Origin of the sequence: Ralstonia pickettii, from assembly GCF_030582395.1 — a bacterium.
GTDB lineage: Bacteria > Pseudomonadota > Gammaproteobacteria > Burkholderiales > Burkholderiaceae > Ralstonia > Ralstonia pickettii_D.
In genome coordinates, this window is record NZ_CP104383.1 from 181,972 (window position 1) to 194,382 (window position 12,411).

Annotated in this window: 9 protein-coding genes and 2 pseudogenes; 6 read left to right on the forward strand and 5 right to left on the reverse strand. The window is 62.0% G+C overall.

Annotation, left to right across the window (positions count from 1 at the left end; all coding sequences use genetic code 11):
* Nucleotides 1-15: 15 nt before the first annotated feature.
* Genes N5B55_RS24555 through N5B55_RS24565 form a run of 3 tightly spaced genes read left to right on the forward strand, consistent with a single transcriptional unit; the run spans nucleotide 16 to nucleotide 2,571 of the window.
* Nucleotides 16-153, forward strand: a complete 138-nt coding sequence (locus N5B55_RS24555; RefSeq protein ID WP_157774043.1) for a hypothetical protein — start codon at nucleotides 16-18, stop codon at nucleotides 151-153.
* A gap of 54 nt (nucleotides 154-207) precedes the next feature.
* Entirely contained in the window at nucleotides 208-1,266 is a 1,059-nt protein-coding gene (locus N5B55_RS24560) for a DMT family transporter (protein ID WP_024542515.1), read from the forward strand.
* A 6-nt stretch (nucleotides 1,267-1,272) separates the two neighbouring features.
* Nucleotides 1,273-2,571, forward strand: a complete 1,299-nt coding sequence (locus tag N5B55_RS24565) for a site-specific integrase (protein ID WP_024542514.1) — start codon at nucleotides 1,273-1,275, stop codon at nucleotides 2,569-2,571.
* Nucleotides 2,572-2,596: 25 nt separating this feature from the next.
* Here the strand turns inward: N5B55_RS24565 and N5B55_RS24570 are convergent, their stop codons facing one another.
* Nucleotides 2,597-5,524 (reverse strand): Tn3 family transposase, encoded by a 2,928-nt coding sequence (locus N5B55_RS24570; RefSeq protein WP_024542513.1) that lies wholly within the window; start codon nucleotides 5,522-5,524, stop codon nucleotides 2,597-2,599.
* A gap of 105 nt (nucleotides 5,525-5,629) precedes the next feature.
* Complete coding sequence (gene thpR, locus N5B55_RS24575; protein WP_304541921.1) at nucleotides 5,630-6,109, reverse strand: RNA 2',3'-cyclic phosphodiesterase; 480 nt, start codon at nucleotides 6,107-6,109, stop codon at nucleotides 5,630-5,632.
* A gap of 145 nt (nucleotides 6,110-6,254) precedes the next feature.
* Here thpR and N5B55_RS24580 point away from each other — a divergent pair, with 145 nt between their 5' ends.
* Together N5B55_RS24580 and N5B55_RS24585 are read left to right on the forward strand one after the other, a co-directional pair.
* A complete protein-coding gene (locus tag N5B55_RS24580) occupies nucleotides 6,255-6,728 on the forward strand; it encodes a hypothetical protein (RefSeq protein WP_012435761.1) in 474 nt (157 codons plus the stop codon).
* Nucleotides 6,729-6,996: 268 nt separating this feature from the next.
* Entirely contained in the window at nucleotides 6,997-7,662 is a 666-nt protein-coding gene (locus tag N5B55_RS24585; protein WP_012435760.1) for a hypothetical protein, read from the forward strand.
* A gap of 160 nt (nucleotides 7,663-7,822) precedes the next feature.
* On the opposite strand, the gene N5B55_RS24590 is transcribed toward N5B55_RS24585, so the two are convergent.
* Nucleotides 7,823-8,212, reverse strand: coding sequence for a hypothetical protein (locus N5B55_RS24590; RefSeq protein ID WP_304541926.1), 390 nt, complete (start codon nucleotides 8,210-8,212; stop codon nucleotides 7,823-7,825).
* A gap of 252 nt (nucleotides 8,213-8,464) precedes the next feature.
* On the opposite strand from N5B55_RS24590, the pseudogene N5B55_RS24595 reads away from it, so the two are divergent.
* Nucleotides 8,465-10,180: pseudogene (locus N5B55_RS24595) on the forward strand (Tn3-like element IS1071 family transposase); the annotation flags it as partial.
* Nucleotides 10,181-10,282: 102 nt separating this feature from the next.
* Here N5B55_RS24595 and N5B55_RS24600 read toward each other — a convergent pair.
* Together N5B55_RS24600 and N5B55_RS24605 are read right to left on the reverse strand one after the other, a co-directional pair.
* A pseudogene (locus tag N5B55_RS24600) lies at nucleotides 10,283-10,669 on the reverse strand (Y-family DNA polymerase); the annotation flags it as partial.
* A gap of 67 nt (nucleotides 10,670-10,736) precedes the next feature.
* Nucleotides 10,737-12,212, reverse strand: a complete 1,476-nt coding sequence (locus tag N5B55_RS24605; protein WP_304541928.1) for an amidase — start codon at nucleotides 12,210-12,212, stop codon at nucleotides 10,737-10,739.
* Nucleotides 12,213-12,411 lie beyond the last annotated feature (199 nt).

Consider the following 12,411-nt stretch of genomic DNA (forward strand, 5'->3'; position numbering starts at 1 on the left):
GTTGAGGCAGCCGGAGTGGCCAAGATCGGCGAAGGTTGGGTGGGGCCGAATGCGCACAGCTTGGCGATCGATCCCGCCACGCATGAGATTTATCTTCCCCTGCCGGACATCGACCATCATCCGGTGATGCGTGTCTTGAAGCCCGACACCTGACGCACGCCGAACGCGCGACAATAGTCGAGCCCGCGCTCAACCACGATTGTCGACATGTCCCTCCGCTCCGCAACCCCAGCCCTGGCAGCCGCACTGCTGTTCGGCGCAAGCACGCCCTTGGCTAAGACCCTGACTGGCGCGGTTTCACCGATCCTGCTGGCGGGACTGCTCTATCTGGGAAGTGGCCTTGGCTTGGCGGGTGTTCTGCTATTCAGGCGGCTGACCAGGACAGCCAGCGAGGCGGCACAGCCTGGGCCTGCCATTCCTCGGGGTGAGATTCCCTGGCTGCTGGGCGCGATTGTCGCCGGCGGCGTGGCGGGGCCAGCACTCCTGATGACGGGGTTGACTCACACGGGCGCCGCGCCCGCGTCGCTATTGCTGAACGTCGAAGGGGTTTTCACCGCGCTGGTGGCGTGGATCATATTCAAGGAAAACGCCGACCGGCAAATCGTTCTCGGGATGGTCGCCATCGTCGCGGGCGGCGTGCTGCTGTCGTGGCAACCCGATGCGGCGAGCCTGTCACCGGGCGCCTTGTTGATCGTTGCCGCCTGTGCCTGCTGGGCGATCGACAACAATCTGACGCGTAACGTCTCGTCCAACGATGCGGTGTTGATCGCCTGCCTGAAAGGCTTGGTGGCCGGCACCTGCAATACTGGCTTCGCACTGGTGGCCGGCAATGCGCTGCCGGCTGCGTTGCCTCTTGTCGCGGCCATGGTGGTCGGCTTTGCTGGCTATGGGATTAGCCTGGCGCTATTCGTGGTCGCGCTGCGACATCTGGGCACCGCGCGCACCGGAGCGTACTTCTCGGTCGCGCCGCTGTTCGGCGTCGTGATTTCATTCCTCATCTGGCCTGAGGTTCCCGGCATTCTGTTCTGGATCGCTGCGGCGCTGATGGCGCTAGGGGTCTGGCTGCATCTGCGCGAGCGGCACGAGCATGAGCACGTGCACGAGCCCATGGAGCACATGCATGCGCATCGACACGACGAGCACCACCAGCATGAGCACGATTTCCCGTGGGATGGCAAGGAGCCACACGTGCATGCGCACAAGCATGAGGTGCTGGTCCACAAACACCCGCATTATCCGGACATCCACCATCGTCATACGCACTAGGGCGCGATGCCGGATATTGACCGCTATCTCGAAGCCGCGACCCGCGATAACACGCGGCGCAGCTACCAATCGGCCATTCGGCATTTCGAGGTCGAGTGGGGAGGCTTCCTGCCGGCGAGCGCCGACAGCATTGCGCGCTACCTGGCCGACCACGCGCAGACGCTTGCCATCAACACGCTGCGTCAGCGCCTTGCTGCGATCGGGCAGTGGCACGTTTCACAGGGTTTCCCCGACCCGACCCGGGCGCCACACGTGCGGAAGGTGCTCAAGGGCATCCAGGCACTGCACCCTGCCCAGGAGCGGCGCGCCAAACCGCTGCAACTCATGCAACTGGAGCGATTGGTCGCGTGGCTCGATGCCCAGATCGCCACAGCTACGGTGGCAAATGCGGGCCGTCAACTCCAGGTCCACACCCGTAACAAGGCGCTGGTGCTGATCGGCTTCTGGCGGGGTTTCCGATCGGACGAACTGAGCCGGCTGCAGATCGAGCACATCACCGTCGAACCTGGGCGCGGCATGACCATCTTCCTGCCGCGCACCAAGACAGACCACGTTGGTACGACGCACCGGGCACCGGCCTTGTCGCGTCTGTGCCCGGTGGCGGCCTACGAGGCATGGCTGGCCGCATCCGGCTTGACGCGGGGTCCGGTTTTTCGGCGCATCGATCGCTGGGGGAAGATCGCCGACGCCGGGCTGCAGGCCGCCAGCGTCGTGCCCTTGTTGCGAACGTTGTTCCAGGAAGCCGGCCTGCCCGAGGCGGCTCGCTATAGCAGTCACTCGCTGCGGCGCGGCTTTGCCTCCTGGGCCAACGCGAACCAGTGGGATCTCAAGATGCTGATGGAGTACGTCGGCTGGAAGGATGTCCGCTCCGCCATGCGCTACATTGACGCGGCAGACCCATTCGCACAACACCGTATCGAATCGGCGCTGGCGCCGCCTGCAGCACCTATGCCACCGCGGGCCATCCCACCCGCATCGACGGAGCAGCGCCCCATGGCTGTGCCCAAGCCCGTGGCTCAGACGCGCTTGATCGTGCGCCTCTATATCGAGCGCAACAGCAAGTTCGTGCGCGGCAAGTCCAAGGCGCGTCGCTGGATTGAGCAGTGCTGCTTGGCCCAGTACCAAATGCGGCCGCTGGAGGGCCCCCGCACCGAATACGAGATCGTGATGCCGTTTGCCGCTGGCCCCGAACTGGAACAGGCCATCGCGGAACTGATTGCGGAGATGCACGACCAGGCGGACCTGTGCAACTGCTTTGTCGAGGTGACGCTGCACGATCCGGTGACCGATACCCACTGGAGCTAATCAGCCTGGGACTTGCGAATTGCCATTATCCCGCACGCCGGCGAGGCGCTGCCTCCAGCAGGGTGTCCTGGTACTGGTGGATCGGGAAACTCAGGATGCCCCGGAAATTCACATGCGCGAAGTGGGCCGGGCCCATGCGGCGCAGCCAGTCGTCTTCGACGCGCAGCCCCTTGCGGCGCCACGCATCGACCGTGGCCTGCATACGCTGCGTGTTCCAGGCAATCACCAGGTTCGTCAGTAGGGTCAGCGATCCGGAAATCGCGATCATTTCGTCCTGACGGCGCCCGCGGTCATGTGCCACCTTGCTGGAATAGATGGCCCGCTGAAGCTGGTGGACCGACTCACCCCGATTGAGCAGGGTGCGCAACTCGCGGCGAAACTCCGCATTGCTGAAGAAGTCGCACAGGAACAGCGTGCGCAGCAGTTTGCCCAGGTGATCCGCAGCTTTGTGGATGGGGTCGCCTTGGGCGGCGCTGCCGAAGCGCTGCAGCGCGACAATCGCACTCACGCGTCCCGAATAGATTGACGCCACCAAGCGCAGCAACCCATCCCAGCCCTCACGAATAGTCTTGAGCGAGATCTCGTGAGACGCTGCGGCCGACAAGCCGTCGCTCACTAGCAGCCCACGCGGCACGTACAGCTTGCGCTCGGACAGGTTGCGAAGCCATGGGCACAGGTCAAAGCCGAGCAATTTGGCCACCGCCATCCCCACGTTCGTATAGCCGTGCGTATCGACCGCGAGCCGGAGGAGCCCGCCGCCGGTACGGGTCTCGTTGTGGCGCAGCACGCCTTCGATCGCTACGCCGGTCTGCCGCTCGTTGAGCACCATGGGCTGGTTGTACGCGATACCGTGCTGGTCCAGCACGTGGGTGTAGATGCCAACCGCATGGGTGCGCCGGCGCGGATCGGCGCGTGCGTAAAACAAGTGGGGTGAGGTATCCAGGCTCATCGAGTCGCTCGACGCCTGCTGACCGGTTCCCCACAGCTCGGTGATCGCGTGCGTGCGTTGGAACTCCACCACGCGCTCATTCGCGCGGCGCAGCCGCCCCGGCATCTCCAACGCGCGCATCGCAGTAGAGACGTGCGCCGTGTCCAATTGCGGGATCATGGCCGCCACACCCTTGGCATCCAGTTCGGTACCGTGGGCGATCAATGCAGCGTAGAGCGAGATCAACTCGTGCGCATCGCGCGCCTTGCGTGCGAGCAGCACCTCGCTGAAATTCGTACGGGCATCCATCTCCAGGATCATGTCGGCAAACTGCGCGCTGCCAATGTCCTTGAAGAGCAGATCACGTGTACGCGTGGGTACACCGTCGGTTGGGGCCGCGTCCAGCGGCGACAGATGCAACACACCGTTCGCATCCATCGTGAAGTGACCCGCCTCGCGGGCCTCGTCCAGCGCCGCAAGACCTGCCTTCAGATGATCCGTGAGGCGGTTGAGGTAGGTGTCAGCCTGGTTCGGCAAACCGATCGAGGACAGATACCGGTCCCGCTCCGATTCCCACTGTGTCGGCGGGATCAGCAACTGATCGCGCTCCCGGAACGACAGGCTGTGGCTGATCCAGACCGTGCCGCGGCGCAGAGCTTTGCGCAAGCCCGTGATCGCGCAGGCTTCCATCGCGCGCAGCGCGCGCTTACGATCTTCGCCATCGACCAAATCACGCCAGCTTGCGCTCACCGGCACATTGCAATCGGGCGGCAGTTCCGTCGCACCATGTTCGTACAGCTTGCCGATGACCTCAAGCTGCCGCATGACCGGCTCGTTGCCGTTTCCGGCCAGCTCCAATTCCCGCAGGGGCGCCAGCAGGTTGCGGATGCGGTGGTGATCTTCTGTGAGTGTTTCGCGCACGCTCGCGGCATGGCTTGCGGTGGGCTTGGCAGACAGGCCTTCGAGCAGCTGGCCGATGTCTGCCAGGCGCGCTTCGGCCGAGCGACTGTCGTCGTCAACCAGCCCCTTGATCTCGACCAGTTGCTGCCGGTATTGGAGCGCCGAGCGCGCTTGCTTCGTAGTGGTCTTGTTGTAGGCCTGCCTGATGAGATCGGAGACGCGGCGTCCGGCCTGGTAGGCCATCGCGTCCGTCAACTCCAGCAGGGTCACACGCAGGAAGAACAACAGTTCGATGGTGCGCGTGGACGTTTTCAGTTCGCGGATCTTGGCAGGACGGCGGGCCTGGACGCGCTGGCCATAGGCGCGTTGTTTCTCGATCGGGATGCCATCCAACGCCCAGGTATGCGCGCCCAGTCCTTTGAGAAAGCGGATTTTGTCCAGCGTCTCGCTCATGGTGGACGGGCTGTGGCGTGCGGGCGGCGTCTTGAGCCATTCCAGCACGGTCGAACTGGAGGCCGCATGCTGGGCAAATACAGCGGCCTCAGCCCGCGCAACCTGCTCCATGGGCACGACCGCTTCAATCGTGGCCAGCAGGTCACGCTCGATGCTCGCCCAAATGGAACGCGCCAAGTCCTGCAACGCGCGCGTGGAAGGGATCAGAATCCGCCGTTCGTACAGCCAGTAGTTGGCGTGCTGGACCAGCTCGTCCAGCGACAGCGATTCGGTGGCGTCCTGCCGCATCCAGGCTTCGAGGCCCGTCCACTGGTCTTCATCCAGCCGCCTCAGGCCGAGGTAATCGCAAGCCCAGACCTGATGCTCGTAAAGCGTCTTGTAGCGTTGGTAGATTGTGCGTAGTGACGCAATGGTCGGGGTTGGCAAGCCGAGCTTGTCGCCGACGTAGCGCAGCAACTGCCGGGGTAGGGTATTGAGCTGGTCGAGGGTGCGGCCGCTAGCACGCAGGAAAACCAGCTGAATGGCGGCGCCGGCTCGCCCGTCCCGTCGGAACTTGTTGTTAATCGCGGCGATATCGCTGCCGGTCAAGGCAAAGTAATGATCGATATCGAACTCGGATAAGCGGGCCGGTAAGCAGTCCTTTCCCACATAGCGAAATTGCAAGTCCGACATCTTCCGCCCCCGTTCAGGTGACGCGATCCGAAATCGCGGGGCGGACATCGTACTCCCGAAGACGCCGGAAGGCAGCAGACAATAGTCGGAATCACCTGGAAAGCCTTATGAAAAAAGGCTTTGCCGGGAAACCGCCAGATTTTGCACGAGAAGTACGATTACCCCATGTACGCCAACTCTCGCGAGCGTGACATGCGGGTGAAATGCTCGAGTTTCCGCGCGATAGCCGGCCGCGCGCGCGCGGGCCTCCAAGCGCGTCGCCATATCCTGCGCCCATATGGCGTACTTCGCGGTGACCACGATCACACGGGGGTGCGCTGGCGCTGGCCAGATTGCAACGCCGTCGATCGGCAGTGGCGCTGCATCCCGGGCGAGCACGTCGAACTGCTGCAGCGTGCGCTTCCAGTGCTGCACCTGATCCTCAGGCGTTGCCCCCAAGAAGCGTAGCGTTGCGTGCCATTGTTCCGGGGGTAGCCAACGCGCCCCACTCCAGTGAACGTCCCGCAGACAGACCTGCGCGCGCCGCAAGACCGCAACCGTCTCGGGCGTGGGATCGAGCGCAATAAACAGACGGAAGTTGGACATGGCCAAGCTGCGAAAGCGTGCTGACACGAGGCGGCTTTGGGGCTAAAGCACGGCGCATTGACAACCGATTGCTCTTGTCAGAATAGGTCAGACAGGCAACGGAACGAAGGCGCTCCGTGCCCCCACCCTTGTAACCAGGATGCCCATGAAGCGATTTGCAGCCGCTCTTATTCTCATGCTCGCCGCCGGCGCCTCCAGTGGCATTACTGTTGCGTCCTACGGCGACAACTCGATTGCAAACACCGCCGATACCGTCGCTGATCTGATCCCCAATGACCTCGGCCAGGTGCTAGACGCCGCCGATCTGGTGATCGTCGTCGAGTACGACTCCACCGCGCTCGGGTCGGGTCTGGTCTGTCACGCCACGGCCGGCATCAGCCTTCGCCCCGAAAGCGACTCCACTGCGCGAGTGCCAGCGCTGCGGGCGGTCCACACTGTGCTCAAGCGTGATGTCGTGCCGGATGATGCGACATCCAGGGGCAAGTGCACGGTTGAAGCTGTGCGGGCGGCTGTCAAAACGCTCACCGAATTCCCCGTTGAGGTGCTTCTGCGCGGCAGTAACGCGTCAGTCGCCGATCGGAGTCGACGGCAGCTAGCCAAACCTGCGTTGATCATCTGATCTGCACGCCCCGGTAGGCGGCCACAATACCCAAACGCATCCGCGTGTAGCGGTTGATTCCGGTTCGCGCGTTGATCGCGTGCCCACCGTTTGCGTTTGGTACGACCCGATGGCAGAATCGTCGTGGGCGCGCATCGCCGCCTGGGCTCCCAGCCCAAGTTTTGAGCGGCTTAAACTGGTACGCATTCACCTCTTCTTTCCGCGTCGCATGATTGTCAAGGCGGCGGACGCTAAACGCTCAACGTTCGCTGTGCTCTGAGAGACAACCATGGACCAGTTCTCCCGCTGGAGCGGCGTCGCGCACGCGCTCCTCGTCAAGCACGTACCCAAAATCAAGCTCGGCCAAGTGCATCAGCTTCTCGCTGCCTGTGTTGGCCATCGAACCTACGCGTCTTTGCGCGCTGCAGATCTCGCGACCCTGAATCAAACGCGGCCGCTCTATGTCCTGTTCGACGAAGATGCGGGGCTTGCCCGAGCGACAGACCTCGGACTTCCTGTGTCTCAAGCGCTGTGGCGAGAGGCCACAATGGCGCTTCGTCCAAGCGGTATTTCTCCGTTTTGGCTGACGACGATAAGTGGCATGCACCGTGCCGCAGAACTCACCTTCGAAGACACGTTCGATTCTCGGCTACATGACATGAAGCGATTGGCTGGTTTTCCAGACGGCCAAAGGGCAACTGCTTGCCGCTGTCATTCCGCCGAGAATGACGTTCCGGATAGTCTGAGATTTGATGTTGAAGGGGAAGTCTACGCATTCAATCAGGAAGAATCGCTCGCGGTACCGGTGATCGCTATCGTGGAGTATCCCAAAGTCGGCCGACGAATGTACGGGAATGGAGCTCTTGCTTCGGTCGAACAGCATGGAGAGCCGAGGACACGCGCACCGGATGAAGATGACGATGGCGGTGAGTTCTACTGGATGTCAGAAGGCTGATGGAGCGCTGACGGCTCTTAGATGCTCTTGACCCAGTCTTGAAGCTTCTGGCTCCGCTTCCAGCGGTCAAACCAGTTGGTCTCGCAAGCTACGCGCAATGTAGGCTCGAAAAAAAAGAGCCCCGAAGTTCGGGGCTCTTTCGCAACTGAGGCTATTCCGTTCAAGCAGCAGCAAGTTCAAGCTCTTGTTGGGCCTTGCCGGCATGTCGCCACGCCTCTTTCGCAGCAACCGGCAGCACGCCATACGCCACCGACGATGAAAGCACGGTCTGTATGTCGTACTCAAGAGTCCATCCCCGCCGATCCTTGAACGCGGTTCGGCGAGCAATTTCATCGTGCTCTGCGCGCTGCGAGTGTGAGAGTTGCAGGCAGCCGTACTGCCGGTACCAGCGGTAACCAGCAATCACTTGGCCTGGCGCCACACCTGCATCGTGCATCTGCAACAAACGGTCCAGTTCGAAATCCTCGATGAGAGCTGCGCTTTCTGCGTCAACACCAAATTGCGACGCTGTGACAGCGTCAAGGATATGCCGCCCCTTTGCGTCGATCACGAGCTGTGGCTCACATGCGGCTCCCTCTGTGAGCGCTGCGACATACGGGTCTCGCAAACCTGACCATTCGCTCCTGTTAGCCGAAGCATCCCAGTCGTCGCCGACGAGGGGTCTCCTCGTTTTCAGTGCAATAAGTGACGGTACGCAAAGCTAGCACTGGCGCGGGGGTGGTCTGGGTAGACCGTTGATTTCATTGACTTTCCTGTTCGCTTTGTAAACGGGTATGGTGGCCTCCCACTTTTGAGGTTCACGATGCAGGGTTGGCACACAACGTTTTTGGGGATGCGTGGGCTCCCCCGCGATATCAGCGACTTCGAGATGAAGGCATTTTTCACCTTCGATGGTGCCGAGCGCGACGCAATCAATGCACGCCGAGGTGATTCCCACAAGCTTGGTCTGGCGCTCCATATTGGTTTCCTGCGCATGAGTGGGCGTTTGCTCGGTGCCTTTCGGGTAATTCCAGTAGCCTTGTGGCGCCACCTTGGCAACGAGCTTGGCATTGCAGCACCAGAAGTCGCCTCGCTGAGAGCCATGTATGAACGCGGGCGCACGCTATTCGATCACCAACAAGTAGCCTGCACGGTCCTTGGATTCCAGTGGATGAGCGAGCACCAGCGCCGCTCACTGGTACGTGAACTGCGCGACGAAGTGGCGCGCTGCGCCGACCGCGATCAGCTACTCGTGCGGGCGCGTCAATGGCTGTACAAGAACAAGCTGGTGATCGTGCACGAGCGGGCAATTCGGACACTGATTGCGGCGGCACTTGCCCAGCTTGAAGTTGAAACAGGCACCGCCATCGCCGCCAGCGTTGATCCAGCAACACTTGATCGCTGGCGAGCCTCAGTTTCAGAGCTGCGCCCAGATGGACAAACCCAGCAGAGTTGGCTATGGGCTGCACCGGCGAAACACTCAACCCGCCAAATCAGCGAGGTACTGGAGCGCATCGACCTGCTTTACACGCTGGACGTTCATAAGCACCTGGCAGACATCCCCGATCTCATCTTGCGCCGCTACGCGCGCCGACTTGTCTCCAGGCCGCCCTCAGCCGGAGCCAAGATCAAAGAGCCAGCGCGCACCGTGGAGGTCGCATGCTTTCTTCGGTATTGCCTGTTCACCACCACAGACCAGTTGATCCTTATGGTGCAGCGCCGGATCGCCGATCTGTGGCGTCAGGCTGCCGCCGATGTCCCCGCTACCGTCAATTGGGCCGCAATGTACAAAACGCTGCTCGGCGAACTTGTTGCCTTGAGCGCGCAAGGTGCGGTGCCAGATGCTGAGTTGCGTGCCCGTCTTGAAGCCTTGATCACCGAAACCCAGAAACGCAAACCACCGAGCAGGGCCTCCCTGGTCCGCGAGGGATTGATTGATGGAATTCGCCCCGTGCGGTCGTTGCTCGTCGCCATTGCAAAGCTGCCCTGGCAGGCCACCGGCGAGCATCCTGCCATCGAGTACCTTGCCAAGCTGCAAGCTTTATATCTCAAAGGATCCAGAAAGCTGCCAGTTGAAGTGGTGGCACCAAGTCTGGGAATGATCTGGCAGGTTTCGATCTCCAGCCCAGACCGGGAACGGGCGTTTCAGGCGTTGGAGGTGGCCACCCTGTTTGCCCTGCGCCGCGCGGTGCGCAATGGCTCGGTCTGGATTGAGCACAGCCTGAGCTTTCGGGGTCGTGCGCGCTTGTTCTTCACGGACGAGCGTTGGCAGGCAGAGTCCAAGAAACACTATGCCCGTCTATCGTTACCCAGCAAGGCTGCCACTTTCTTGAAGCCTTTGCTGGCCAGAGTAACTGCCGGTGTCGATGCGGTGGCCGCTGCAGCCCGCAGTGGCGTACTGCGCGTGGATGATGAACTCCATTTGTCGCCATTGCCCGCAGAGGACGAAGACCCAGAAGTGACCAAGCTGCGCGCGGCTTTGGATCACCGCATCGGTGAGGTTCAATTGCCGGAAGTGATTCTGGCCGTTGACGCCCAACCGGAACTGATCGGGAAGATTGCGCCCACCAGGCTGGAGAGCATCAACTTGCGGGGTGTGTTTCGCTTCCCGGTTGACCGCTATGCTGACCAAATCCTGCCTCAGAATCTGCTCCTTGAACAGGCGGGAGTACGTGCGGTACTCGTCAAAATCAACCGGAAGCATGATGGCATCGGGGCACAGCCTGGCGGCCTTCATGATGCCCATGGCAGAGCCAACCCCGAACTGCCGTGCCGCATAGGTGGCGGTAGTAATGACCCCGCGCCCCACGTAATCCCTGATACGCGGAAACTCCTCCAGGGGAATGCGGTCACGGGTGCCTGCCTCGGCTGCCCTCACCAGCACCTCGTCCTCGCTGCGCCGGCTCCCCCCGATAACCACCGGCAAGCCCTTCAGCTGCGGATAGCGCAACAGCTCCACCGAGGCATAGAAGGCATCCATGTCGAGATGGGCGATGCGGCGAACAGGATGAGATTCACTCGGTGGCATGACGCAGTACTGGCCTTAAGGACAGTACAAGACTAATCCCGGCGCCCGCTACATACAAGTGGCCCGGTCAGGCAGGCACGCGATCAAACCATGGCCGGGCCTGCTCCAGTTGCGCCGCCAGCCTGAACAGCGTGGACTCATCACCAAATGACGCCACAAACTGCACACCCACCGGCAGTCCGTCCGCCGTCCAGTGCAAGGGCACCGACATCGAAGGGGTTCCGGTCAGGTTGGACAGCTGGGTAAAGGGCACGCGCCGCAGGCTCTCACTGGCCATCTTCTCGACCTGGCCACTGTGCAGCAGCAACTTGCCCAGCCCCAGCGTCAGCAGCGGCTTCAGTGCGGCCTGTTGCCAGGCTGGCGTGTCCTGCTCGCCAATACGGGCTGGTGGTGTCGCAACGGTCGGGGTCAGATAAAGGTCATAGGTGCGGTGAAAAGCGCCAAGGGCACGGGCAAAATCGTTCCACCGGAACAGGGACCGTGTGTACTCCCCGGCCGAGAGTGCACGCCCCAGCAGCGCCAGCGCCCGCGTATCCAGCTCGAACTCGCCTTCACCGGCCCCCGTCAGCCGTTGCGCTTCGGCCATGTTGGCCGCCGTCTGCCCCATGTACATCGTCAGAAAGCACTCGGCCAGCGCCTGACCGTCAATGGCCGGCTCTGCCTCCTCGACCTCATGCCCCAGACTGCGCAGCAAGGCCACGCTGGACTCCACCGCACTCACGCACGCCGGATCAACCCCCAGTCCCAGCGGAGAGCGGGTGGAATAGCCTATACGCAAGCGACCGGGGTCACGCCCCACCTCGTCCCGGTATGGCCGTACCGGCGGACGAATCTGGAAAGGAGCACCGACATCAGCACCATGCAAGGCATCCAGCATTACCGCACTGTCACGCACGCTGCGCGTAATGACATGCTCACTGGAGGCGCCATGCCAGAACTCGGCAAAACGAGGCCCTGCCGGCACACGACCACGGGACGGGCGCAAACCGAACAGCCCACAACATGACGCCGGAATACGGATGGAGCCACCGCCATCACTGGCCCCCGCCATCGGCACAATGCCGGCTGCCACTGCAGCGGCAGCACCACCCGAAGAACCGCCAGTGGTATGCAGGCGGTTCCAGGGGTTTCGCGTGACACCCCAGTATTCCGGCTCCGTCGTTCCCTTGAGGGCAAACTCAGGCGTATTGGTCTTGCCAAAGATCACCAGCCCTGCCGCCAGTGCCCGCACCACATACTCGGCATGCGTCGATGGCACATGATTGCGCAAGGCCCGGCTGCCCGATGTGGCCGGCACACCGGCATAATCCTGGGCAATATCCTTGATCAGGAACGGCACGCCTGCCAGCGGACCGGACAGCTTGTCATTCACCCTGGCACGGGCAATGTCATGCATCGGGATCACGATGGCATTGAGATCAGGATTTATCGCCTCCGCCCGCGCCAGGGCACACATCAGCAACTCTTCAGGCGTCGTCTCTTTTCTCGCCACCAGCTCCGCCAACGCTACGGCATCATGCTGCCGGTACTCATCGAATCGCATGCTTCACCCCTACTCTCAACCACAAAAAAAACCGGACAATGATTTTACGGATAGGAAATTCAACCGCATGAGGCCAAGTATGGCACGAGTTTTGGGCCTCGAAACACGTTCGGCCAAGGAAGGTTGAGCGCTCGCTTGCCGCTCAATGGCAAGAGCTTGGGAGGCAGTATGCATTTGGGCCTGGCGCGCGCGCAGCTGC

What these genes read in the sequence shown, in the direction of transcription:
- thpR (WP_304541921.1), bottom strand. Translation starts at nt 6,109, where the DNA reads ATGTCCAACTTCCGTCTGTTTATTGCGCTCGATCCCACGCCCGAGACG.
- N5B55_RS24585 (WP_012435760.1), top strand. Translation starts at nt 6,997, where the DNA reads ATGGACCAGTTCTCCCGCTGGAGCGGCGTCGCGCACGCGCTCCTCGTC.
- N5B55_RS24580 (WP_012435761.1), top strand. Translation starts at nt 6,255, where the DNA reads ATGAAGCGATTTGCAGCCGCTCTTATTCTCATGCTCGCCGCCGGCGCC.
- N5B55_RS24560 (WP_024542515.1), top strand. Translation starts at nt 208, where the DNA reads ATGTCCCTCCGCTCCGCAACCCCAGCCCTGGCAGCCGCACTGCTGTTC.
- N5B55_RS24565 (WP_024542514.1), top strand. Translation starts at nt 1,273, where the DNA reads ATGCCGGATATTGACCGCTATCTCGAAGCCGCGACCCGCGATAACACG.
- N5B55_RS24570 (WP_024542513.1), bottom strand. Translation starts at nt 5,524, where the DNA reads ATGTCGGACTTGCAATTTCGCTATGTGGGAAAGGACTGCTTACCGGCC.
- N5B55_RS24605 (WP_304541928.1), bottom strand. Translation starts at nt 12,212, where the DNA reads ATGCGATTCGATGAGTACCGGCAGCATGATGCCGTAGCGTTGGCGGAG.